The sequence below is a fragment of the Pseudomonas sp. St386 genome (genome assembly GCF_018325865.1).
Taxonomy (GTDB): Bacteria; Pseudomonadota; Gammaproteobacteria; order Pseudomonadales; family Pseudomonadaceae; genus Aquipseudomonas; species Aquipseudomonas brassicacearum.
On record NZ_AP021900.1, the window covers coordinates 3,157,837 to 3,181,519 of the forward strand.

Below are 23,683 nucleotides of genomic sequence, written 5' to 3' on the forward strand. Positions count from 1 at the left end.
GCAGCTTCCGACCCAAAACACCCGCTTGCAGATCATCCCCAAGCGCTCAGCGCTCATACCTGATCCATGTCCTCCGTCACCCCCCGATCCTCACCCAGGAACCCACCACTCTGATGGTGCCACAGCCGCGCATAAATACCGTTCTTGGCGAGCAATTCAGCGTGAGTACCCTGTTCAATGATGCGTCCATCATCCATGACAATCAGTCGATCCATCGCCGCAATCGTGGACAGTCGATGAGCAATGGCGATGACAGTTTTACCCTGCATCATTTCATCGAGGCTTTCCTGGATGGCCACTTCGACTTCCGAATCCAGGGCGCTGGTCGCCTCGTCGAGGAGCAGGATCGGGGCGTTCTTGAGCATCACACGAGCAATCGCGATGCGCTGGCGCTGACCGCCCGACAGCTTGATGCCGCGCTCGCCCACCAAGGTGTCGTAGCCGCTATGACCCTGGCGGTCGCTCAGTTGGCTGATGAACTCATCGGCCTGGGCATTGGCCGCGGCACGGCGGATTTGTGCGTCGCTCGCGTCGGGTCGGCCATAGGCGATGTTGTCGCGAATGGAGCGGTGCAGCAGGGAGGTATCCTGGGTGACCATGCCGATGGCGCTGCGCAGGCTGTCCTGCGTCACGTGGGCAATGTCTTGCCCGTCAATGCGAATCTGTCCGCTGTCGACATCATAGAAACGCAGCAGCAAGTTGATGAGCGTGGATTTGCCCGCGCCGGAGCGGCCTACCAGGCCGATTTTCTCGCCCGGGCGAATGTTCAGGCTCAAGCCATCGAGCACCTGGCGTTCACCGTTGTAGTTGAAGCTCACCTTGTCGAAGGTGACCGCTCCGCCAGTGGTCGCCAGCACCGCGGCGTCCGGCGCATCCTGCACCTTGGGGCCGCGGGTCAGGGTGGCCATGCCGTCCTGCAAGGTGCCGATGCTCTCGAACAGCGAGGTCATTTGCCACATGATCCAATGCGACATGCCGTTGATACGCAACGCCATGGCGGTAATCGCCGCCACGGCACCGGCGCCGACGTCACCCTGGTGCCACAGCCACAGTGCATAACCGCCTGCAGCCATGATCAACCCCACCACCAACGCTTGGTTGACGATTTCGAATTGGCTGACCAGGCGCATCTGGCGAAAGCCGGTCTGCTTGAAGTCCTCCATGGCCGCGCGCGCGAAGTGCGCTTCACGGTTGGAATGGGAGAACAGCTTCACGGTGGTGATGTTGGTGTAGGCGTCTGAGATCCGTCCGGTCATCGAGGAGCGCGCATGGGCCTGTTCCTGCCCGACTTTCCCCAAGCGGGGCACGAAGTAGAGCATGGCCAGCCCGAACAACACGATCCAGGCAAGGAACGGCAGCATCAGTTTCAGGGCGAAGCCGCCGGCCAATGCGATGATCGCAATGAAATACACGCCGATGCCGGGTGCGATCTCGATCAGAGTGAACAGCACGTCGCGCACGGCCAGCGCAGTCTGCATCACCTTGGTGGTGACCCGGCCGGAGAACTCATCGGAAAAAAACGACAGGCTTTGGCGCAGCATCAGGCGGTGAAAGTCCCAACGCAGCCGCAACGGCAGATTGATCGCCAATACCTGGTGCTGCACCATGGTCCGCAATGCCACCAGCCCGATGCTCGCCACCATGACGATGCCCATGCCCCATAGCACGCGACTTTCCTGCGCCGCCGCCTCACCACCGGCTTGCCAGGTCGAGAGCAGATCCACGACCTGACCGAGGAAGGAAAACAGCCAGGCTTCGTAGATCGACACACCGGCGCTGAGCAGCGCAAACGCAAGGATATAGCCGCGGGCGCCCCGTGTGCAGGCCCACAGAAACCGGGCCAGGCCTTCGGGGGGCGGCGGTACCTCGTCGGGTGGGAAGGGGTCGAGTCTTTGTTCAAACACGCGAAGCATGGTGGTCTCCAGAACGATCAATTAAGGAGATTCTGCCATTTAAAGGTGGCTTTGAGGGTTCTGTGGAGTGGTGGGTATGGTTCTATTGGCATGCTGCTCAAGATATTGGGTTGCCGGGAGGGGAGCTAAGCTACGTATTGACATATCGAAAAATCTCGATATTCTCGAGACATGGAATTGATCGAAATATTCAAAGCACTCTCAAACCCTACACGCCTGCAAATCTTGAAAGGCTTGAAGGATCCCGCAAAGAACTTCCCTCCACAGGATGAAGGTGACGTTCTCACGGTGGGTGTCTGCGTCAGCAGTATTCAAGAAGGTATCGGACTGTCGCAGTCAACGGTGTCTGGTTACCTTGCAACGCTGCAACGAGTGGGCTTGGTCGAAGTCCGGCGCGTCGGTCAGTGGACCTACTACAAGCGCAATGAAGCAACCATCAGGGCGCTTGCCGAGGTCATAGGGAAAGAGCTGTAATTTTTTACCGTAGCATATCGAGATATCTCGATATTCCTTTTTGTAGATTCGAGGATTTTACGATGAAAGCAATGGTATTTAAATCATTCGGCGGGTCGGGATCGTTCGAACTCTGCGATGTGCCCAAGCCTGTGCCGCACACGGGGCAAGTCCTGGTCCGGGTACACGCAACCTCCATCAATCCGTTGGATTACCAGGTTCGACGCGGCGATTATCCCGACCTGGTGCAACTGCCGGCCATTACCGGACACGATGTATCGGGTGTCGTCGAAGAAGTTGGGCCAGGCGTGACAGCCTTCGCTCCAGGAGACGAAGTCTGGTACACCCCGCAAATATTTGACGGGCCAGGCAGTTATGCCGACTACCACGTTGCTGCTGAAACCATCATCGGGAAGAAGCCACCCTCGCTAAGCCATCTGGAGGCGGCAAGTCTGAGTTTGGTTGGCGGGACGGTGTGGGAAGCATTGATCGTGCGTGCGGCGCTCAGATTGGGTGAAAGCATTCTGATACACGGCGGCGCGGGAGGCGTCGGTCATGTGGCGATCCAGGTGGCAAAAGCCATGGGGGCACGGGTGTTCACGACCGTGCGCGAGGCAAACGCTGAGTTCGCACGGAGTCTGGGGGCCGATGTGGTCATCCATTACGAAAAAGAGGATTACGTCGACGCCATCATGCGGGAAACGGGGGGCCGCGGAGTTGATGTTGTGTTCGACACCATCGGCGGCAATACCTTGTCGCGCAGCCCCGACGCGCTGGCACAGCTTGGCCGCGTTGTCACGATCGTGGACATTGCACAGCCACAAAACCTTGTCCAGGCCTGGGGCAAGAACGCGAGTTATCACTTCGTTTTCACAAGGCAGAACCGCGGCAAGCTCGATGAGTTGAGCGCATTGGTCGCGCGAGGTCAGCTGCGGCCACATGTTGGCGCTGTCTATTCGCTTGCCGACATTGCACTTGCCCATGCCCGGCTGGAGAGTCCCAACAACGGCGTTCAAGGAAAAATCGCGATCGCAGTCGAGCCATCGCTCATCGCGTAAGTGCGTACTGTTAACCGTTCAAGTCATGCTCGAGGAACGCCATGATTTATGAGATCGCTCTGCTCCCCATTCACAAAGAACGCATTGAAATGTTCAGGCGTGCATTTGCCGAGGTCGCTCCTTTGCTCACCCGCGCAAAGGGTTACTGCGGTCACCTGCTAGCGCAAGGGATTGAGTCCCCCCAACAATTCAACCTGATCGTGCGATGGCAATCGCTCGAGGATCACACGCCGGGTTTCGAAGAGAGTGAAGACCATCGGATGTTCATGATGGGTTTGGAGGACTATTTTTCGGAAGAACCGAGGGTCTACCATATTGACGGGACAGCGTCCTGCTCACCGTTTCTGACCGAGCAGTGGTCGAATTGACCGCCCTCAGGGATTGGAGCTCATCCGGCCCCGGATCGCCATGCGCAGACAACCCCAGGCGATGAATCCGATGATCAACACCTCGGCCATGCCCACCAGCATGTTGAATGAGAAGGTGAGCGGTTGCTCGGCCCAGTAGAAAGTTGTCGTGCCCGTTCGACCGCCGACACGCAGCCGCCCGGCAAACAGAGCGGGCACCAATGCGATGACGCGACTCAGCTCCAATAGTGCCAGGAAAACACCCATTAGAAGGAGCAGGGCGCGTGCGGGCGTGCCGAGTTTTTCGGTGACCTCATGGGCAGGCGTGAGCCCCTTGGCTTTGCGCTGCCTGGCTTCCCTCACCGCCTTACCGCTGGTTGGGGCTGGAGCAGGCCTGTAGGTAACCTTCTTCACTCCCGCCGCCGAACCCACCACGACTTCGGTGGGCACTGCCACGTTCAGGTAGTCGGCCAGCTCTCGCAGCCACACGTCGGTGCGTTTACTACCCGGCACTACCGGAACGTTGTCGGTCGTCAGGCGGTGTTCGCTGCCATCGCGCATCACCAGCCACAATTGGGTGTAAGCCGGTTCGGCATCTTGGCGGCGGCGAAGCTCGAGGCATTTGGGGGTATCGATTCTGAACACCGAATGCACACGCTCGCGGCGCCCAAAAAAGTTTTGGGTGCGGCGCTTGCCTTCACCGTCGCATCGCGATAACTGCAAAGTCTCGCGGATGCCGGTGTACACCATCAGGAGTAGGCCGAGTGCGGGAATCAACAGCAACCCGAGCACGATCAGCAGTGAGGACAGTGGATCGACGTCAATCAGCGGCGTGCCCCCATCAGCGATCACAAATACGGCGAACGCCACCGGCAAGATGAAGGCAAGCGCGCCTGTCAGCAGCACGAAGGCGCTCTGCACCCGGTTGCGCGAGTGGATGTGCAGGTCATCCTGGGCGGTGCGCTCGAAGCGATGTCCAATCAACATGCAGATCTCCTGGTGCGCCGCTTTTAGATCGATCAAGGGGACGTGACAATCGGTTGCACGTCGCAGGCCTGGATCGTGTTTTACGCCGCGCAGAATACCTCATGCCCAGACATAATCACTCCGCACTCAACTCCCACAACACATCCAGCACATGTTGCGTAGGCCGTTCGATCTCCTGACTGCGGTGGGCGATACCCAGTTGACGCCACAATAAGGGCTTTAGTGGCCGCATGACGATCCTGTTATCGAGCAATGGCGTGGCCGCCTCATGGGGCAACAACGTCGCACCATATCCGGCCGCCACCAGGCTTTTGATCGCGTCGTTGTAGTTCAGTTGAATACGCGGCGCAGGCTGCTGCCCATCACTGGCGAACCACTCCGCCGTCAAGCGCGAAAGACGCGTGGTGGTGTCGTTCAAAATCAACGGCTGAGCGGCCAGCCAAGCGGGGGTCACAACCTCCGGGGACTCCCAGCGAGCCGGCAGGAACGCCATGACCGGGTCCCGCCGCCACGGCTCGATCCGCAAGCCCTTCACCGGCGGCTGCGGCAGCGCAACCAAGCCGACCTCCAAAGCGCCCTCGGCAAGTTTCTTCAAGGTTTCCTGGGAGGTGAGCACCGCGACTTGTACATCGATCGCGGGGTGGCGTTGGCTCAATGTCTCCAACGCATGCGGCAGCAACTGTGCGATGGCCCCTGTGGAGGCGCCTAACCGCACACGCCCGGCCAACCCTTGAACCTGACGTTCAACGTCTTCAAGCGCCTGCTCTGCGTCCGCCAATAGGCGCCGCGCGCGTTCCACCAATGTGTTCCCTATCGCTGAAGGCTGAACGCGCCCGCGCGTGCGCGACAACAGCTTGCCGCCCACGCGCGCCTCCAGGTCGGCGATATGCAGACTGACGGTGGGTGGCGCAAGGTGCAGCACACGGGCGGCCTCGGCAAACGACCCCAGGTCGGCAATCGCTACCAAGGTGCGCAGACGGTCGAGGCTGATTTCGCGCATGAGGGATTCCTTGTTCAGAAAAACTGAATTTCATCGTTTATAAATTCAACTTTTCCTATCTTAGAGCCTCGCTGAAGATTGGGCTCCTGATTTCCAATGTTCCGAGAGCATTCCATGGCAAGTCCCCTTGTATTCATCGATGGCGACCAAGGCACCACCGGGCTGCAAATCCATCAACGTCTGCGCGAGCGCAGCGATCTGCGGCTTTTCACCCTCAGCCCTGAACATCGCAAGGATCCGCAACGTCGCGCCGAAGCCATCAACCACTGTGACATCGCGATTCTCTGCTTGCCCGACCAAGCCGCACGCGACGCGGTAGCGACCATCGAAAACTCCGCCGTTCGGGTGATCGATGCGAGCTCGGCGCACCGCACCCATCCAGACTGGACCTATGGATTCGCAGAGATGAACCCGCAACAGGCCCAACGCATCGCCGCTGCGCGCCGGGTCAGCAATCCCGGTTGCTACCCAACGGGGGCGATCGGGTTGCTGCGTCCATTGCTGGAGGCCGGATTAGTGCCCAGGGATTACCCGCTGAACATTCATGCAGTGTCGGGTTATTCCGGAAAAGGACGCGTCGGCGTGCAAGAGCATGAGGGCGCAGGCGCAGCACAGGCGTCGGCGTTTCAGGTCTATGGGCTGGGGCTGGCACACAAGCATATTCCGGAGATTCAGCAGCAAAGCGGGCTGACGGAGCGGCCGATGTTCGTGCCGGCCTATGGCGCTTTTCGGCAGGGGATCGTGCTGACCATTCCCTTGCAAACCCGATTGCTGGCGCCAGGCGTGAGCGCGGTGCAGTTGCATGGATGTTTGATGCAGCACTACGCCGATGCGCACCATGTACAGGTGATGTCGATGCAGGAATCCAAGGAGATGACGTCCCTTGATCCTCAAGCGCTTAACGGAACCGATGATTTGCGATTGTCGGTGTTTGAGAATGATGAGACCGGGCAGGTTTTGCTGGCTGCGGTGTTTGACAATCTTGGGAAGGGCGCCGCTGGCGCGGCGGTGCAGAATCTGGACTTGATGCTTGCAGGCGCATGACCGCGCAAATCAGCTCGCTGCCCTGACTTCAATGGGTAGCGGGAATATTCTGTTTGGGCATGAAGAATCGAGCAAAGAGCTCAGATTGTGACTTGATATTTAATTTTGCGTAAATGTTGCGGCGGTGAACTTTTATGGTCTCCGCCGAGAGGGACAGCTTTCCGGCTATCTCTTTATTGGAGAAGCCGCTGAGCAATAAACGGAGTACATCACTCTCGCGTGCTGTTATTTGGGTGCCAAGCTGATTGACCGTTTCCGGCCACAGAGGCGGTTCAGCCGGAGTTTTCTCTACGTCAACTTCATAGCCCATGCGCTGATGCATTAATGCAGTCACCCACGGCTTGATGATGTCAAGCATGGTTATTTGTTCTTGGCTAAAGCGAACTTTGCTGCCGATGGAAATGCACAACGTTCTGTCGGGGTCGAGCTGGACATTGTACTGTGCCTCATCCATGGAGATGTATTGTGCAAAATACTTGTGGTAGTACTCGGTTTCAAGAAAGTATGCCGGTGCAATATCCAATAGGTGGAAGAAACCACTCTGTGGATTTTCCCGATTGGCTATATAGAACGGATCCAGCAAGTAAAGACCCTTCACATAGCGATGAATGAACGCGTCGACTTCTTCCGCGTCTGCTATCTCAGGAAGGCTAACGACCTGTACGTGTTGATTGCTGAAAATCAATACAACCCAATTATCGATCTGTACATATTCATTTAATGTGCGAACAAGTGAACTCCAGAAATCTGGACGGTTCAGCTGCATGATCAGCTTCCCAATCGATCGATGCCAAGCCAGGCTGTGGAGGTCAAACGGCATTTTCTACCCCTTTAGGGTTAGGGATTCGCAGGTCAAAGGTAAGTATTCGTAGGTATTTACTATTCGGTAACACCCGGTATATTCGCTGCCAGGGTTAACGATGGCCATGAGGGCATATCGTCTTGACAAGGATGTTGCATGAGAAAGTCACATTTGCGAACCATTTTTTCCGCCTCGCTTCTCTGTGCAGGGATAAGCACATCAGTAGCGGCTGTAGAGCCCGGGATGTATCTGTATAACTGGTTCGGGTTGCTTGCGCCGGAGACGCCAAAAGAGTTTGAACAGGAAACTGGCACGAGCGTGCATATGGATGCGTTCGACAGCGCCGAAATCATGCAGAGCAAGGTCATGGCTGGGCGCACCGGTTATGACGTGGTTGTGGCGACCTCCAATGTGTTGCCCAGCCTGATCCAGGCGGGAGTCCTTCAGCCGTTGGATCGTAGTCAACTGAGTAACTTTTCACATATCGATCCTGAGCTCTTGGCACAGCTCGCGGTCAATGACCCTGGTAACCGCTACGCCGTACCTTATCTATGGGGCACTACCGGCATTGGTTATGACGTTGACAAAGTCAGGGTGGCATTGGGTGATAGTGCTCCGGTGAATAGTTGGGACCTGATCTTCAAAGAAGAAAACATTAGCAAGCTCCAGTCATGTGGTGTGGCAATGCTTGACTCTCCAAGTGAGATCATTTCCATTGCCTTGAATTACCTTGGACTCCCTAGCAACAGCAAGAACCCGGAGGATTACCAGAAAGCTCAGGCTTTGCTGTTGAAAATCCGTCCTTATGTCCTCTATTTCGACTCATCCAGAATCGACGCCGACCTGGCTGACGGCAATATTTGTGCAGTTGTGGGATGGGCCAATGGTGCCCTTGCGGCACAGGCCATCAACGAGAAGACCAACACAGGGCGCAAGATCGCCTACAGCCTGCCTCGCGAAGGAGCGCTGTCCTGGTCGGAGAATCTGGTTTTACTGAAAGATGCTCCCCATCCCAAAGAAGGTATGGCGTTCATTAATTATATGATGCGACCAGAAATTATCGCCAAGACCTCAAACCACACGCTATACCCAAACGCCAATAAAGATGCCACCGAGTTTGTCGAGCAGAAGCTGCGAGACAATCCTTGGATTTATCCAGACAAAAAAACGGTCGCAACACTTATTCCGCTTGAGCCACTGCCATTGAAGTTGGAGCGGATCCGCACGCGGATCTGGACCAAAGTGAAGAGTGGTGTCTGATCTGACTTGATTTGCATGTCTGGAAAGTAAGACGCAAACGCCGATATACAGGGATGCCGGGCGGGTGGGTGAGTACCTGTTAATCCATCAACCCAGTATTACTCAGGGTCTTCCGGTCCATTGCGCCGCCTTATGTAAGAAGAGAACAGCGGATGTTCAGCCCAGCCAATCAAACGCACTTCAGTTTGACCATCGACGGTTTTGAGCACGATTTTCAAGTGCTCGCATTCACTGGAGAAGAGGCGATCAGCAGGCCTTACCTCTTCAACGTGGAATTTGTTAGCGAGCGGCCTGACCTGGATCTCGAAAACCTCTTCGACGTAGAGGCTTTTCTGACCTTCGACGCGAAGGGCAACGGCATTCATGGACGGGTCTACCACATCGCTCAAAGCAGTAACGGTGAGCGTTTGACGCGCTACAGGCTGGCCCTCGTACCGCACCTGTCCTACTTGCGCCATCGCATCAGCCAGAGGATCTATCAACAGTTCTCGGTGCCGAAAATCGTCGCCTTGGTACTGGAAGAGCACGGCATTCTGGGCGACGCCTATCGGTTTCATCTGGGGGCGACCTACCCCGAGCGTGACTACTGTACCCAGTACGACGAAACGGATTTGCACTTCATTCAGCGCTTGTGCGAAGAAGAGGGTATCCACTTTCACTTCCAGCACAGCGCTCATGGCCACGTGCTGGTCTTTGGCGATGATCAGGCGGTTTTTCCCAATATTGGCCAACCCACTGCTTATGGCCATGAGAGCGATAGGGTGGCCAACGAGCCATTGATCAAACGCATCAACCTGCGTCTGGGACAGTTCACCAGTCGTATCTCGCCGCGCAATCATGATTTCGAGCAACAGCTGGACATTGAAAAAGATGACAGACCGGAGCGTTTCACCGGTCATGAGCACGGCAAGCAGATACGTCTTCGGACTATGGAGCGCCGCCATGCGGCCTATCGACAAGCCGAGGGGCAAAGTGACCAGACTCGGTTAGTCAGCGGCCATGTGCTGGAAATCTCAGGCCATCCGCGCCAAGAGTGGAACACCCTATGGCTAATGACCCAGGTCATCCACGAAGGTCGGCAACCACAGGTATTGGGTGAGAACGTCGCCAGTGGCAACTCTGGAAACGACGATGACTTTCATCAGGGTTACCGCAACCGCTTTGTCGTTCTTCCGTGGAATGTTTCCTATCGTCCGCCGTTGGCTCACAAGAAACCTCAGGTACCAAGCCTCCAGACCGCCGTAGTCGTCGCTTTGGAAGGCGAGGGCATCCAGAGCGATCGGCGCTGCGGGCGGATCAAGGTCAAGTTCCCCTGGGACCGCGAAGATAGATTTGACGACAAGAGTCATTGTTGGCTGAAGGGAACCGCCGATTGGAGTTGTGAGATGGGGCCGCCTCGGACGGGCATGGAAGTCGTGGTTACATTTCTTGAGAATGACCCTGATCAGCCGGTGGTCAGCGGTTGTCTGTGTTGTCGCTAAGGGGGACAGACCCTTACATTGATGTTGCTGAGCGCCAGTTTTTGGTCGATTGCTGCCTGTCACAAGTGACTGCAATCGACTCTGGTGACCTTACGAACTGCCTTCGCTACGGATCACTCTATAGGCGCACATCGAAGAGCTTGCCTATGCCGCAGAGCGGTCTGCGCGGGTTATTCTGCGGCCACAAACGATCATATCGCAGCGTCGGTCGGGTGCCTTTACTGTCTTCCCGAGCGGACATCACACAGACATTCGTCAGGATTTACCATGGGCGAAATACAAATGATCCGCCAAGCAGTTGCAGACGATGAAGTAGCAGTGCGTGCTTGTGCCGAGCAAGCGTATGCCCCGTATGTTTCGGTAATAGGACGAAAGCCTGCACCGATGTTAGCGGATTTCGGTGCTCAGATTGCAGCCGGTTTTGTGCACCTTTCAATCGGAGAACAAGACGAATTGCGAGGCTTCATCGTCTTCTTTCCTGTGGGTCAGCAGATGTTTCTCGAAAATGTAGCCGTGTCCAAAGAAGGTCGTGGGAAAGGGATCGGCAAAGCACTCATTCAATTTTGCGAGGCGCAGGCGACGCGCTTGGGCTTTGGTAGTGTTTGTCTCTATACGAATGTGAAGATGACCGACAATCTGTCAATTTATCCTCGACTTGGTTACGTCGAAGTCCAGCGGCGCTCGGAGGATGGATTTGATCGTGTCTACTTTGAAAAACGTTTGGGTTGACACTTTTTCAAGATCAAAGTCGTGGTAACCACTGATTGCACATGGCCGATTTCTGCCTGCCGCGATTGCCATGGATGCCCGCTTCAGCGCCCTCGCTGCCGGAGCCAAGGCAGACCTCATTGATGCAACGAACCGGGTTGTTCGATGAGTCGAGTCACGACGAGCATTGTGGTCGCTGTCATGCCTCAGACCGGCGGCAGCGCCGCAAGGTGTGGAGAGTCGCCGAAGTACTCGATCAGGAGTTCGGTGAGGACCCGTATCTTGCGTGCGGGATGCTGGCCTGACGGGCGAATGACATAGGCACCTGCCGGGGGCGGTGGATGACGCGTCATGATCGGCACCAGTGCCCCCGAGGCCACATGTTCAAAGGTGAGGCAATCGGGCAGGTAAGCGATCCCAAGGCCTGCTGTTGCCGCAGCGACTAACGCGATGCCGTTGTCGGCTTTGAAGCGGCCCTGCGGACGAACCGTGATGATCTTGTCCCCATCCATGAATTGCCAGGCTTCTGTGCTCTGCATCAGGGCCTGATGGGCGACAATCTCCTCCGGCGTCTCAGGTGATCCGTGCGCCTTGATGTAGTCCGGACTGGCGAGGAGCTTCCCATAGATCGGGCCGATGCGCCTTGCGATCAAGTTGGAGTCCTGAAGGTAGCCAACCCGTATCGCACAATCGTAACCCTCCGTGATGAGGTCAACGAAACGATCGCTGTAGCAGGTCTGGATATGAAGCTGGGGGTGGCGTCGTGCCATTTCCGCGAGCACGGGCGCGAAATGCGTCGGGCCGAAAGAGAGTGGTACGGCGACTCGCAAACGGCCACGAAGGGCTCCGGCGGGCAGGATCGTTTCCTTGGCTATGTCGATCTCTGCGCAGACTCTGGCGGCGTAGTCGCGGAACGTAGCCCCGGCTTCTGTGAGAGCCGCCCCGCGTGTGGATCGTGCAAGCAACTGGACGCCAAGTTCCGTTTCAAGCCGAACGAGCCTGCGACTGACGATCGATTTGGACACGCCAAGCCGAAGCGCGGCAGGTGAAATGCCCCCCGCATCAGCCACTTCGACGAAGGTCTGCAGCTCTTCAATGTCCATTCCAGCGTTCCCCATTTTGCGACACAGCTCGCCTCGCAATGCTACTACTGCACCGAATAGGGGAACAGCACAATGCTGCTTCCGGGCAACGTCGCCGCTGGTGCATGTCTCCCGGAAAATCATTTCTCCCACAAGCGTGGATTACCCATAAAAGGATTTGCCAATGGCAAGCGAGAATATCCGCAACCCGCAGACCGACCAACTCCTGTCCCCCGAGAACTCGGCATTGATCATCATCGACTACCAGCCGATCCAGGTCTCCTCGATTCGCTCGATGTCCCGTGACGAGCTCGTCTTCAACATAACGAGCGTCGCCAAGGCGGCGGTCAATTATAATCTTCCGATTATTCACTCGACCGTCAACGTCGCGACCGGCCGCAACAAACCACCGATCCAGGAGCTGCAGGACGTGCTCGGCCATCTGCCAACCTATGACCGCACCTCGATCAACAGCTGGGAAGACACAGAGTTCAAGCAGGCGGTCAAAGCGATCGGCCGCAGGAAGCTCATCATGACTGCGCTCTGGACCGAAGCATGCCTGACGTTCCCGGTACTCGACGCGATTCAGGAAGGTTATGAAGTCTATGTGCCGGTCGATGCGGTCGGCGGCACGTCACTGGCCGCGCACGAGGCGGCGTTGCGCCGAATGGAACAGGCGGGCGCGAAGCTCATCAGCCGCGTGCAGATGTACTGCGAACTCCAGCGCGACTGGGCGCGAGCGTTGACCGTTCCCGGCTTCATGGGTGTCTTCGATAACTTCGATGGTTTCAACGCCGAAAAGGCCCATGGAGGCACGCGCTAAGAACGCCTGACTGATACGTGATGAAAGTGGCGTTCGCGAATGCGGCCGCTACTTTCATTTCCATAATCGGCGTTGATGGTCTTGCATTGGTGCTCAAGTAAAACAACAAGGAACCCTCAAAAATGCCCACCGCCCACGTGTTCATCGCCACCAGCCTGGATGGCTTCATCGCTCGCCCCGACGGTGACATCGACTGGCTTCTACAACGTGACGACCCATCCGAAGACCACGGCTATTCAGCCTTCATCGCCGACAAGGACGTGATCGTGATGGGGCGCGGGAGCTATGAAAAGGTGCGGACCTTCGACACCTGGTTCTACGACCGGCCCGTGATAGTGCTGTCCGAACAGCTAGCCGATTCGCCAGTGCCCGAGGCGTTGAAGGGCAAGCTGCGTTTCTCCGATCTGGCCCCCAAGGATTTGATGGCTGAGCTGGAGAGTCAAGGCGTGCAGCGCGTCTATGTGGATGGTGGGCGGGTGGTGCAGTCGTTCCTGCGCGATGGGTTGGTCACCGATATGGTGATCACCACCGTTCCTGTATTGATCGGCTCGGGGCGGCCGTTGTTTGGCGGGCTTGAGCGGGATGTGGATTTGAAACTGGTATCCAGCCGCAGCTTTCCTTCGGGGCTGGTGCAGTCCACCTACCAAACAATCGGTGGGGCTTGACAGCCATGGGATACTGAAAGCGTAGCCACATCCATCGCGGCTTCAGCCCGTCACGACGCAAAGGAAGGTGCCCTCCATGCGCAATGAAGAACTCAAGGCTTTATTCGACCAGCAGGCCGCCAGCTACGATAAGCAATGGGCGGGAATGGCGCCCATTCGTGACGCCCTGTACACCCTGCTCGACTCGGTGTTCGCTGACTTACCGGAGAATGCCCGGATACTCTGTGTCGGTGTGGGCACTGGTGCGGAACTGACCCACCTGGCCAAGCAGAACCCCGGCTGGCATTTCACCGCCGTTGATCCCTCGGACGCCATGCTCGATATCTGCCGACAGAAAGCGGTACAAGAAGGCTTCCTTTCGCGTTGCCGCTTTCACCATGGTTACCTTGACGCGCTGCCTGCCGAGCCTGACCACGACGGCGCTACCTGTTTTCTGGTGTCTCAGTTTTTGCTCGAGCCACAAGCCCGTATAACTTTCTTCCACGAGATCGCCCGCCGGCTTAAGCCGGGTGGAATACTGGCAAACGCCGACCTCGCCGCTGATACCGAATCACCTGCCTATGAGGCGCTACTGCGCAACTGGATGACGCTGATGTCCTCTGCAGGCGTACAGCCGGAAATGCTGGTGAGAGCTCGTGCCGCCTACGCTCGAGACGTGGCTATCCTGCCGACACAGCAGGTCGCCGGTCTCATCGAGAGCGCTGGGTTCGAGGCTCCGGTACAGTTCTTCCAGGCGGGGCTGATGCATGGGTGGTTTTGCCCGCGCAAGGCAGACATCGTCTTGAGTTAGACGTGACCTTGACTTTCAACGCACGCGGTCGCGGCTTTGTGCGGCCAGGTCCAGGGCCTTTTGCATGTCCAGCCGCGCCGAGCGGCCGACGTCTTTGTCGTTGAGTTGGTAGCGGCGCTCCGACGGCAGAATGGGGGCGGTGAGGTCTTCGGCGTCCATCTGTTCGAAGTCGTGATTGTCGCCGATGGTCATGGCGCTGCGGCGTAGCAGCATGCGCAGTTGCTCGGGTTGCAGTTGCGGGTTGATGGACAGCATTGCCGCCAGCAGCCCCGCGACCATGGGCGTGGCGTAGGACGTGCCGCAATGCACTGCGCCTTGCTGGCCTGCGTTGGTCGTCGAGGCATGTGCGCATGCGGCGGCGGTGATGTCGACGCGCATGTCGATGTTCGAGGAGCTGCGTTTGACCGCGTAGGCCGGGTCGTCGACGGCGACGCCGGTGTGCTCGCTGCGCTGGTGCCCGCCGACCACCAACAATTGCTCGGTGATGAAGGAGGAGGGCAGGCGGTATTCATCGCTGCCCGAGAACGAAGCGCCATTGCCGGCGGAGTTCACCACGATTACGTCGGGATGTTCCTTGCGCAGCCAGAGGAAAAACTCCTCCAGCAACTCCTCGTACCCGCCCATGGCGATGCCCGAGCGCAGCAGCGAGTCGACGTCATCGCCTTTGATGTCTTTCGCGCCGACGCGGTGGATGCCCCAGCTCCAATTGAGTACGCGTACACCGTCCTCCACGAGGTTGACCGAGGCAGCGATGTTGGCGGTGATCCCGGCATCGGAATTACGTTCGACGATGACCTCGAAGCCACCGCTGGTTTTGTCCAGCCCGCGGAGAAAACCAGTGTTGCCGCTGTCCTCCCAGCGTGCTGCGAGAATGCCGGCGACGGTTGTGCCGTGGTTGTCCGGTTTGTCTGCATCGCGGGCGTAGACGCAGGTGCGTGGTGGTGAGCAGGCGCCGAGGTAGTCTGCAAAGTCCGTCGTGTCGAAATCCACATTACGCTCGATCAGGCCGATGCGCACCGGTTGCGGCTGGATGGGCGGCTGTCGTCCGGGGATGCGTCGTTGGTAATAATTCACCGCGTCGAGAAAGCGATTCGCGGCCCATTCATCGGAGTCCAGGGCTGGCTTCTTCGGTTCTTCAGGATGGGCTGCGGCTTGCTCGGTTTCTTCGGCCGAGGATTCTTCGATGACCACGGCGTCCACGCTGGTCTCGCTGCCCAGGCGCAGCACCAGGGCGTCGCGCTGCACCAAGTCCTTGGCCGGCAGGCGAAGTTGGTACAGGTTCAGCGGCGCGATGCTGCCGACCACCGTTGCCCCGTACTTGTGGGCCAGGCGCTCGGCTTCCTGGCGGCCATCACGGTCTTCCTCGATCAGTACGCTGACCAGGTCGACGTAGGTGGTCAGGCCATCCATGTTCTTCGCTACTTCGTCCGCTCCGGCGGCCAGTACGTGACTGTTGCGCAAGGTCAGCCAGGCGGCATTGCTGGCGCGTGGGCCGTCCTGCAGCCAGAGCGGGCCGCTCTGGTAGTCGGCGCTGTCCAGGCGCAAGCGCAGGTTTTCCCCTTCGCGCTGGATCGCGTCTGTGGGTATCACCTTTGTGCCCAGTTTCAGTTGCGGCCTTGCGTCGCCCAGTCCGCGTACGGTCAGGCACCAGTCCTGCTGCTGGCTTTGCAGCAGGTCGCCGCAGCGTTTCAGGCTTTCCAGGCGCAGCGGTTCAGGCACAGCGGCTGCCGTGCTGGCAGCAAAAGTGAGCAACGTAGCGAGGGCAGCGGATCGTAGGGGCATGAGCCAGGTTTCTTTGCCGAGGGTCCTGTTGCTCCGACTGTTGCGTTGCTTGCTTCGTTCAGCGCAATAACGCTACCCAGCGATGACGCCTCTTCGTTCAGAAGCTATCGAGGCGCACACCCAACATGAACGCGATACCTGATATCCCGATCAAAACTGTCTTCCGGGTTTTCATAAGCTTCCAGTGTTTCCAAGAACCCTGTGCGCTCAAGACTCACCAGATCCTCAAGGGACCAATCAAAGGGGAAGTCGCTGGAAAAGCTTTCGCCCTGGTATTCAATCCAATGAAAAACCGGGAAGGGCAGGTAACCGAGCCACTCTGATCGATAGGTGATCTCGTCGGATTCGCTGCTCGTCACCACGGCGTGGATCTTGTTCTTGATGGTTGCTTGGCGTTCATCCATGGTGTTTCGATCCTGGGTGATGAGATGGAGAGAGCAGCAAAGTTGTTCGGCTAATGGCAATCATCGACGACATGCCTCGTATCCTGTGTAGAATCCGTTTTTTCCAGTTTTCAAAGGATTGAGCCCGTGATTACTTGCCATGTCAGGTACGTCATTGACCCCTACCAGATCCCAGCTTTCGAGAGCTACTCGCGCCAATGGATTGAAGTGGTGACCCGAATGGGGGGCGTCCATCATGGCTACTTTCTTCCCGCCGAAGGCGCCAACAATATCGCCTACTGCCTGTTCAGCTTTTCCAGCCTGGCCGACTACGAAAACTATCGAAGGAAAGCCGAACAGGATCCAGCGTGCGTTGAATTGGTGACCCAGGCGACGGAACAACGATTCATTCTGAGTTATGAGCGTAGTTTCCTGCGGCCTGTTCTTGATTGAGCGGGTGGCTGCTTGAATCAATGTCAGATTTCAAGCCATGAGCCAACGTTCGTTAAAGTCCTACATCACACCGAAGACCTATTACTATCGCGGCACCTAGATAGACCTTTGGTTAACGCGTTTGGATAGCGCTTCGGCGCTTTCCTTGCGCTCGGAGTAGCGGTCGACCAAATAGGTTTCTCTGCCGCGCACCAGCAAGGTGAACTTCATCAGTTCCTCCATGACATCGACGACCCGGTCGTAATAGGACGAGGGCTTCATGCGCCCGGCTTCGTCGAACTCAAGGAAGGCTTTGGGGACGGAGGATTGATTGGGGATCGTGACCATGCGCATCCAGCGACCCAGCACGCGGAGTTGGTTCACTGTGTTGAAGGATTGCGAGCCGCCACATACCTGCATCACCGCCAATGTCTTGCCTTGGGAAGGACGAACCGCGCCCAGTGCGAGCGGGATCCAGTCGATCTGCGCCTTGAACACCGCCGACATCGAGCCGTGGCGTTCCGGCGAGCACCAGACCTGGCCCTCCGACCACATCACCAAGTCGCGCAGTTCCTGCACCTTGGGGTGATCGACGGGCGCATCGTCCGGCAGTGGCAACCCGGACGGGTCGAAGATAGCGGTTTCGGCGCCCATGAGCTCCAACAGACGCGCCGCTTCGCGGGTCAGCAACTGACTGAAAGAGCGTTCGCGGGTTGATCCGTACAGCAAAAGTATGCGCGGTTTATGTTCGGGTTCTGCGCTCTTTGCGAGTTTTTCCGCTGTTGGTACGTCGAAGAGTGACAGGTCAAGATTTGGGAAGTCATGCGGGGTTTCGCTGGAGAATTCAGTCATTACACAGCTCCAATCCGGTCCAGAACATATGGAAAAAACATATTCGTATTTCCATATGTTGATCGCAAGCCGCAATTGGCTGACCGCGCAAAATTCTGCCGATAGAAAACGATATTCCTTATGGGAATGCCGCGCATAAGATTAATGAATTTTTATTATCCATCAGCGCGGTGTAGCCTGATTTCAGCACACGGAGAACTGCGCCTTGAAATCATCCTCGTTAAATTCAGCGGAAAAATTTGATACCTCACGGGCCAACGAGTACGGCCGGCAGAGCCGCATTGCGCTCGCTGGATACGACGCCTGCCAGGACCTGGCGGCGTGCATGCTGGCAGCGACTCTTGGAAATGTGGGCTCGGCGAAAATACTGGTGGTGGGCGCCGGCGGTACGGCGCAAGAGATCATTGCAATGGCCAAGCTGGAGCCGGGTTGGCGCTTCACTGCCGTCGATCCGTCCGAGCCTATGCTGGAGGCCGCGAAGCAGCAATTAGTCGCAAACAACGTGCTTGAAAGAACCGCCATGCATCTTGGGCATGTTGAAGACCTGGTAGCCAACGGGTCGTACGATGCTGCCACCTTGATCGGTGTGCTCCATCATCTCGATGGGGATGAAGCCAAGTTGAAAATATTGCGGTCCATCCAGGCACGTCTAAAGCCGGGAGCGCCGCTGATTGTCGCCGGGAACCAATATGCGTATGCCAGTCAGCCGTTACTCCTCGCGGCCTGGGGGCAGCGCTGGCGACAGCATGGCGCCAGCCCGGAAGAAGTGACGGTCAAGCTTGGCAAGATTCTTCAAGGCGCCGACCCTCCACATTCCGAGGCAGCGGTTCAAAAACTGTTGAATGATGCAGGATTCGGCAGTGCTACCCGGTTCTTCAGCAGTCTTTTCTGGAGCGCCTGGTTAACCTGCAAAACGGCCTGAGCATGGAGCTTCAGCGACCTGGATCAGCTTTCCGGGGGCGTGATGGGGGCGTCGCTGGCTTCTGCCGCCAGCTTCAGTCGGTCGGCTTTGCTGATGTATTGAGTCTTGTTTTTGGGAGCCAGCTTGGCGCTGGCTTTTTTGGCGTTAGCCTTTAACAACTGGTTTATTTTCTTGCGGCGATTCATGGTGTTCTGCTCAGCCTGTCAATTTTCCGGATGGTATCAGCTTTCCGTTTTCTCAGGATTTTTCCTCATCTTTGCAGTGGGCTTCACACGGCGCTCGATAATGATCGAGTCATTCGGGATCTCCAACCGGATCGCCGTTTCCCCGGCGTGCATTTCAATGAGCGTCGAATTGCCAATGCCTCGGAAAATCACCGTCGCATTTTCAAATTTTTTGTAATTTTCCAGCGGGGAATCCCTGGGGGCAGGCAATAGATTGGCGTAAGGCGGTTTCACCAGAATCGTTGCCCTTTCTATACGTATTTGCGCGAAGCTCATGGCCACTTGCAACAAGTCCGAAGTCACGCCCCCCATGAGAAGGGGCGTCAGGAGGATGACCCCAACGATCACTGCCCTGGTTCTCTTCAAGGGTTTCATTTCGGCGTGAGGATTCTGGTCAGGATGCTCGGAATCGACGACTTCAGGTGCCGATGGCTGCGCTGCTTTTATTTTCTTGTTCTGCTCCAGATAGGCGGAGTAAACGATGTACTGAAAAATGGGCAGAAGGATGAGCTGAATGTGTTCCAAGGGGCTTTTATGAGTAAGGAAATAAATGGTCACCGCGCCGAATATTCCAAAAAATACCGAGAGGAAGGTTATTTTTGGTCGTTTGAATTCCAGTATGGGTTTTTTATCGGTGATTTTTCCATGTAGCCAGACGAAGCTTCTCAGCACGGGTATGAAGAACGGCGAAAGTAATATCCCGACAGCCGTGACGGAGACTGAAAAGTAAACACAAACCAGTCCGAAGCAAAACGCCGTGACCAGAAACAACAAACTGTCTCCAACGGATACGCCTTGTGGGTAATGACCGTTGCTCAATAAATAACTGACGATGCACGTGCCGCCAATCAGCAATCCGATTTTTGCCGACAGGGAGAGTAGTTTTGTAGCGATCTCTATCTGTTTTTCCAGTCCGGTGGTTGCTTCCCGCATCATAGAATCCTCCTTGATATTAAGCAGCAGACGGTCGCTTCCCGGACGCATCTATCCGTAGAGCATAGCGATGCTTTGGTTGTTCGTGGCGTGAGAGTGCGCGCAGAGTTGGGGCGAGGTTGGCGAATGCTTCCCATGAGTCTCTGGAGGTGATCGCGGGTTCGCACTTGGTACAACGTCTAAATATAAAAAAAGCGTCTTGAAATGCCGGTCTTCAGACTGCCTTAAGACTTTACCCGCAGGTTGGCAGCATCGCTTCCCAGCGATCGGATCGGGGCTGCCGAATGAGTCGGCGGCTCGTCAGACTTTCACGAGGCGCGTTATGACCCGCGATATTGCCGTAAACCGTTATGGAAAACTGTCGATCACCCTGCACTGGTTGATGCTGGCGCTGTTCGTCGGCGTATATGCCTGCATTGAGATCAAGGGGTTGTTGCCCCGTGGCAGCACCGGGCGAAGCCTTTTCCTGGGGTTGCACGGGCTCTTCGGGCTGAGCATTTTTGCACTGGTTTGGGTCCGTCTGCTCGGGCGTCTGACACCGCGCCCGCCGGTCACACCCGCGCCGCCGGCCTGGCAGACGGGTGTTTCCCACCTGATGCATGCGGCCCTGTATGGCCTGATGATCGCGACACCGGTGCTGGCCTGGCTGATGCTGGCCGCCGGAGGTAAGCCCATGCCGTATTTCGGGTTCTTCTTGCCAGCCCCCGTGGCGGTGGATCCCGACTTGGCCAAACAGCTCAAGTATTGGCACGAATTGCTCGGTAGCAGCGGCTACTGGCTCATCGGCCTGCATGCGGCGGCGGGTCTGTTTCATCATTACTGGGTGCGTGACAATACCCTGGCCCGAATGCTGCCGGGGCGAAACCGCTCTTGACTACTCAGCTGACGCGATGAGTGCTGCGCTAGAAACGCCTGTCTGACTCAGCCCAATTGCACCGGTTTTGTCATGTATATTTGCTCGCACGAACATATCTGGCAAATCGGCGTTCCTGTTTCCGTGTTCCCCCGGAACTCCGTGAAGAAACCAGTCCCTTTGTCACTTCAGATTGCTCTGGAAGAAGCTCGTCAGCTTATCGAACGGAATGAGGTTGACCCGATCATAAAGATCGACATGACCAGCCCCGGGAATGATGACAAGTTCCTTGGGTTGACCGGCGAGCTTGTAAGCCTCCTCGCTGAACTCCCTGGAGTGCGCATCGGCGCCAGCGATGAATAACATCGGATGAGGCGAAATGGTCTCGATGTCATTGAGCGGGTAGAAATTCATGAACTTGATGTTGCTCGTCAGCGTCGGGTGCGTGGTCAGGTCTTTGGAGGAGCTGGCTGGTGTGAATTCGCCGCGCGGGGTGCGGTAAAAATCATAAAATTCACGCTGGATAGGATGGGTACTTTCATCCAACTGATGCACCGTACCGCTGGTGTAAAGCGTTTCACCGCCTGCGAACTCCACATTACGCTGCTGTGTGGCCTGCGCGATGATCGCCCGGCGCTGTTCAAGCGTTTGGGAGTGCTTCAATCCGTTGCGATTGACGGCTCCCATGTCATACATGCTCACCGTTGCAATGGCTTTCATGCGCGGGTCAATCTTGGCTGCACTGATAACAAAGCTGCCACTGCCGCAGATGCCGATTGCGCCAATCCGCTCTTTATCGACAAAAGGCTGGGCGCTGAGAAAGTCCACCGCTGCGCTGAAGTCTTCGGCATAGATATCCGGCGAGACTGCATTGCGCGGCTGCCCCTCGCTTTCGCCCCAGAATGACAAGTCCAGGGAAAGGGTCACGAAGCCTCTTTCTGCCATTTTCGTGGCATAGAGATTGGCGCTCTGTTCTTTCACTGCGCCCATCGGGTGGCCTACGACAATTGCCGGATTCCTTGTCTTGCCATTGAGTTTTTTCGGGATGAACAGATTGCCTGCCACGTTCATCTGATATTGGTTTTTAAAATTGACCTTCTGTACGGTCACTTCGTCGCTGGAATAAAAATTGTCTGCGCCATTAGACATATCGGCCCCTATTGCTGACAGTGAACTGACAAGCAGCGTCAGTAAAACGATGATCTTTTTCATTGGAAATCCTATCGATGCGGAGTAATCAATTCTGGGAAAACATCACTTGCACACCCCGCCGGCCCAGCGCCTGAGCCAGTCTTGCGGGGTCGTCCACACGCCCCAGGCGCGTGTATGCGTAGGTTGAAACGAAGTTCGTATAGAAGATGACCAGGGTGTCCGGGCCATACAGCATGAGATCGCCGCTGTGGATCGTTCCCGGCTTGCTCGCTTGGGTAGGTAGTGCTTGGGGAGGGCGGCGTACTTTTCATTGCGGTTGAGATCACTCATGTCCAACGTCAGTGGCAATAACGCGACAAGCGCGCGGGCAGCTGCGTTGTTGGCCAGGGTGATGGCGAAGCGTTGTTCCCCGACGGTCATCCACATGCCAGTGTTCTCCGTTAGCGAAGATGCCGATGCGGCTTCATTCATTGTCGAGTAGCTGCCGAGCACGAGCATCGAAGCCCGCAAACCAAGCCAGGTCGCCCTCATCGCAGTTCTGCTTTCATTCCTGTTCATGGGGAACATGGTGAGCGACGGACAGTCACGCGACTAGCTAATGAATGCTTAACAAGGCTATAAGTAAGGCTAATCAATTGGCTTAGATGTGTTTCACCATGATCAAAAGAAATCTCAATGATCTGCTGTCTTTCGTCACGGTCGCGCGCGAAGGCAGTTTCACGCGCGCTGCCGGGGCATTGGGTGTCACACAATCTGCACTGAGCCAGGCAATCAATGGCCTGGAAGCACGCTTGCAGATCCGCTTATTGACGCGGACTACCCGCAGCGTTTCGCCGACCGTCGCGGGCGAACGGCTGCTGCAAGCAATAGGCAATCGCTTCGATGAAATAGAAGCGGAGCTGGATATGCTGACGGAAATGCGCGACAAGCCCGCAGGTACGGTACGCATCACCTGCGGCGATCATGTCTTGCGCACGACCTTGCTCCCCAAACTTACCGGGTTACTGCACGACTACCCGGATGTAAACGTTGAATTTGACGTGTGTTACGGCTTTCGAGACATCGTGGCGGATCGGTTTGATGCTGGTGTGCGCCTGGGGGACACCATCGACAAAGACATGGTTGCCGTTCCGATAGGCCCTCCATTGCGGATGGCTGTCGTCGCTTCGCAAGCGTACTTCGCTGCCCACGCCATTCCCAAGGCCCCGCGCGACCTGATGAGCCATCGCTGTATCAACCAGCGCATGCAGACATCAGGCGGGCTCTATGTCTGGGACTTTGAGCGGCGAGGCAAACAGGTGAACGTGCGAGTTGACGGCCAGCTGATTTTCAACACGTCGACTCATATCGTGCAGGCGGCAGTGGCCGGGCTGGGCGTTGCCTACCTGCCAGAAGAAGAGTTTGAACCGTACCTGCAAGAAGGCCGGCTGGTGCGGGTGCTGGAAGATTGGTGTCCGCCGTTTTCAGGCTACTATTTGTACTATCCCAGCCGGCGACAGCCTTCGCCTGCATTTACATTGGTTGCCAATGCTTTGCGCAAAGACATCTAAGAAAGTAGTCGCTTTCAGAACACGTTTCGTCGTCCATGTGCAATCGCCAACCCCCGGGAGTGGCAAGCTGTGAGGATGCCCCGGACCAGATGCGCCAAAGACACCTGGCCGGAGAGCGAGAATGGCGATCGGATGTGCCACGCGACCGTGACGTGGGCCGCACGCCCAAGCCAAGACTCCGGACGGC

General features: G+C 56.8%; 25 protein-coding genes and 1 pseudogene. 14 read left to right on the forward strand and 12 right to left on the reverse strand.

Features of this window, described 5'->3' with window-relative positions:
• Positions 1–53 precede the first annotated feature (53 nt).
• Positions 54–1,913 carry an ABC transporter ATP-binding protein gene (locus KI235_RS13845; RefSeq protein ID WP_039011776.1) on the reverse strand — a complete coding sequence of 620 codons (1,860 nt, stop codon included), beginning with the start codon at positions 1,911–1,913 and terminating at the stop codon, positions 54–56.
• 171 nt (positions 1,914–2,084) lie between these two features.
• Between KI235_RS13845 and KI235_RS13850 the strand changes: the two genes are divergently transcribed.
• The 3 genes from KI235_RS13850 to KI235_RS13860 all read left to right on the forward strand — a co-directional run bounded on the left by KI235_RS13850 (position 2,085) and on the right by KI235_RS13860 (position 3,792).
• Positions 2,085–2,387, forward strand: a complete 303-nt coding sequence (locus tag KI235_RS13850; protein ID WP_003201234.1) for a metalloregulator ArsR/SmtB family transcription factor — start codon at positions 2,085–2,087, stop codon at positions 2,385–2,387.
• A gap of 62 nt (positions 2,388–2,449) precedes the next feature.
• Positions 2,450–3,424 carry a zinc-dependent alcohol dehydrogenase family protein gene (locus tag KI235_RS13855; protein WP_212795816.1) on the forward strand — a complete coding sequence of 325 codons (975 nt, stop codon included), beginning with the start codon at positions 2,450–2,452 and terminating at the stop codon, positions 3,422–3,424.
• A gap of 41 nt (positions 3,425–3,465) precedes the next feature.
• Positions 3,466–3,792 carry an antibiotic biosynthesis monooxygenase gene (locus KI235_RS13860; RefSeq protein ID WP_027912269.1) on the forward strand — a complete coding sequence of 109 codons (327 nt, stop codon included), beginning with the start codon at positions 3,466–3,468 and terminating at the stop codon, positions 3,790–3,792.
• Positions 3,793–3,798: 6 nt separating this feature from the next.
• Here KI235_RS13860 and KI235_RS13865 read toward each other — a convergent pair whose 3' ends face one another.
• Positions 3,799–4,758, reverse strand: a complete 960-nt coding sequence (locus KI235_RS13865) for a hypothetical protein (protein WP_212795817.1) — start codon at positions 4,756–4,758, stop codon at positions 3,799–3,801.
• Between the two features lie 115 nt (positions 4,759–4,873).
• Positions 4,874–5,758: a LysR family transcriptional regulator gene (locus KI235_RS13870; RefSeq protein ID WP_123350873.1), complete on the reverse strand. Its 885-nt coding sequence runs from the start codon at positions 5,756–5,758 to the stop codon at positions 4,874–4,876.
• Between the two features lie 114 nt (positions 5,759–5,872).
• Between KI235_RS13870 and argC the strand changes: the two genes are divergently transcribed.
• Complete coding sequence (gene argC, locus KI235_RS13875) at positions 5,873–6,802, forward strand: N-acetyl-gamma-glutamyl-phosphate reductase (RefSeq protein WP_003201243.1); 930 nt, start codon at positions 5,873–5,875, stop codon at positions 6,800–6,802.
• Between the two features lie 28 nt (positions 6,803–6,830).
• Here the strand turns inward: argC and KI235_RS13880 are convergent, their stop codons facing one another.
• Positions 6,831–7,622: a helix-turn-helix transcriptional regulator gene (locus tag KI235_RS13880; protein ID WP_053162497.1), complete on the reverse strand. Its 792-nt coding sequence runs from the start codon at positions 7,620–7,622 to the stop codon at positions 6,831–6,833.
• Positions 7,623–7,760: 138 nt separating this feature from the next.
• Between KI235_RS13880 and KI235_RS13885 the strand changes: the two genes are divergently transcribed.
• The 3 genes from KI235_RS13885 (at position 7,761) to KI235_RS13895 (ending at position 11,074) form a co-directional block, all read left to right on the forward strand.
• On the forward strand, positions 7,761–8,864 hold the full coding sequence (locus tag KI235_RS13885) for a polyamine ABC transporter substrate-binding protein (RefSeq protein ID WP_013693184.1): 1,104 nt from the start codon (positions 7,761–7,763) through the stop codon (positions 8,862–8,864).
• Between the two features lie 152 nt (positions 8,865–9,016).
• Entirely contained in the window at positions 9,017–10,345 is a 1,329-nt protein-coding gene (gene tssI, locus KI235_RS13890) for a type VI secretion system tip protein TssI/VgrG (protein ID WP_212795818.1), read from the forward strand.
• A 267-nt stretch (positions 10,346–10,612) separates the two neighbouring features.
• Positions 10,613–11,074 (forward strand): GNAT family N-acetyltransferase, encoded by a 462-nt coding sequence (locus KI235_RS13895; protein ID WP_013693185.1) that lies wholly within the window; start codon positions 10,613–10,615, stop codon positions 11,072–11,074.
• A gap of 185 nt (positions 11,075–11,259) precedes the next feature.
• Here KI235_RS13895 and KI235_RS13900 read toward each other — a convergent pair whose 3' ends face one another.
• Entirely contained in the window at positions 11,260–12,156 is an 897-nt protein-coding gene (locus KI235_RS13900) for a LysR family transcriptional regulator (RefSeq protein WP_003201254.1), read from the reverse strand.
• Between the two features lie 163 nt (positions 12,157–12,319).
• On the opposite strand from KI235_RS13900, the gene KI235_RS13905 reads away from it, so the two are divergent.
• The 3 genes from KI235_RS13905 (at position 12,320) to KI235_RS13915 (ending at position 14,413) form a co-directional block, all read left to right on the forward strand.
• Positions 12,320–12,958 carry a hydrolase gene (locus KI235_RS13905; RefSeq protein WP_003201256.1) on the forward strand — a complete coding sequence of 213 codons (639 nt, stop codon included), beginning with the start codon at positions 12,320–12,322 and terminating at the stop codon, positions 12,956–12,958.
• 122 nt (positions 12,959–13,080) lie between these two features.
• Complete coding sequence (locus KI235_RS13910) at positions 13,081–13,623, forward strand: dihydrofolate reductase family protein (RefSeq protein WP_123350875.1); 543 nt, start codon at positions 13,081–13,083, stop codon at positions 13,621–13,623.
• A gap of 76 nt (positions 13,624–13,699) precedes the next feature.
• Complete coding sequence (locus tag KI235_RS13915; RefSeq protein WP_212795819.1) at positions 13,700–14,413, forward strand: class I SAM-dependent methyltransferase; 714 nt, start codon at positions 13,700–13,702, stop codon at positions 14,411–14,413.
• 15 nt (positions 14,414–14,428) lie between these two features.
• On the opposite strand, the gene KI235_RS13920 is transcribed toward KI235_RS13915, so the two are convergent.
• Both KI235_RS13920 and KI235_RS13925 read right to left on the reverse strand, forming a co-directional pair.
• On the reverse strand, positions 14,429–16,195 hold the full coding sequence (locus KI235_RS13920) for a S8/S53 family peptidase (RefSeq protein ID WP_212795820.1): 1,767 nt from the start codon (positions 16,193–16,195) through the stop codon (positions 14,429–14,431).
• A 104-nt stretch (positions 16,196–16,299) separates the two neighbouring features.
• Complete coding sequence (locus KI235_RS13925; RefSeq protein ID WP_003201264.1) at positions 16,300–16,599, reverse strand: hypothetical protein; 300 nt, start codon at positions 16,597–16,599, stop codon at positions 16,300–16,302.
• A gap of 126 nt (positions 16,600–16,725) precedes the next feature.
• Here KI235_RS13925 and KI235_RS13930 point away from each other — a divergent pair, with 126 nt between their 5' ends.
• Positions 16,726–17,031, forward strand: coding sequence for an NIPSNAP family protein (locus tag KI235_RS13930; protein WP_003201266.1), 306 nt, complete (start codon positions 16,726–16,728; stop codon positions 17,029–17,031).
• Between the two features lie 96 nt (positions 17,032–17,127).
• On the opposite strand, the gene arsH is transcribed toward KI235_RS13930, so the two are convergent.
• Positions 17,128–17,862, reverse strand: a complete 735-nt coding sequence (gene arsH, locus KI235_RS13935; protein ID WP_013693193.1) for an arsenical resistance protein ArsH — start codon at positions 17,860–17,862, stop codon at positions 17,128–17,130.
• 205 nt (positions 17,863–18,067) lie between these two features.
• Here arsH and KI235_RS13940 point away from each other — a divergent pair, with 205 nt between their 5' ends.
• Positions 18,068–18,784: a class I SAM-dependent methyltransferase gene (locus KI235_RS13940; RefSeq protein ID WP_212795821.1), complete on the forward strand. Its 717-nt coding sequence runs from the start codon at positions 18,068–18,070 to the stop codon at positions 18,782–18,784.
• Positions 18,785–18,807: 23 nt separating this feature from the next.
• On the opposite strand, the gene KI235_RS13945 is transcribed toward KI235_RS13940, so the two are convergent.
• Together KI235_RS13945 and KI235_RS13950 are read right to left on the reverse strand one after the other, a co-directional pair.
• On the reverse strand, positions 18,808–18,969 hold the full coding sequence (locus tag KI235_RS13945; protein ID WP_080766468.1) for a DUF2986 domain-containing protein: 162 nt from the start codon (positions 18,967–18,969) through the stop codon (positions 18,808–18,810).
• A 36-nt stretch (positions 18,970–19,005) separates the two neighbouring features.
• Positions 19,006–19,944 carry a hypothetical protein gene (locus KI235_RS13950; RefSeq protein ID WP_039011801.1) on the reverse strand — a complete coding sequence of 313 codons (939 nt, stop codon included), beginning with the start codon at positions 19,942–19,944 and terminating at the stop codon, positions 19,006–19,008.
• Positions 19,945–20,263: 319 nt separating this feature from the next.
• Here KI235_RS13950 and KI235_RS13955 point away from each other — a divergent pair, with 319 nt between their 5' ends.
• Positions 20,264–20,815 carry a cytochrome b gene (locus KI235_RS13955; protein WP_212795822.1) on the forward strand — a complete coding sequence of 184 codons (552 nt, stop codon included), beginning with the start codon at positions 20,264–20,266 and terminating at the stop codon, positions 20,813–20,815.
• Between the two features lie 162 nt (positions 20,816–20,977).
• On the opposite strand, the gene KI235_RS13960 is transcribed toward KI235_RS13955, so the two are convergent.
• Entirely contained in the window at positions 20,978–22,006 is a 1,029-nt protein-coding gene (locus tag KI235_RS13960) for an alpha/beta hydrolase (protein WP_027912259.1), read from the reverse strand.
• Between the two features lie 25 nt (positions 22,007–22,031).
• Positions 22,032–22,477, reverse strand: a pseudogene (locus tag KI235_RS13965) (cyclophilin-like fold protein).
• Positions 22,478–22,602: 125 nt separating this feature from the next.
• Between KI235_RS13965 and KI235_RS13970 the strand changes: the two are divergent.
• Positions 22,603–23,496, forward strand: coding sequence for a LysR family transcriptional regulator (locus tag KI235_RS13970; RefSeq protein WP_039012821.1), 894 nt, complete (start codon positions 22,603–22,605; stop codon positions 23,494–23,496).
• Positions 23,497–23,683: the final 187 nt, after the last annotated feature.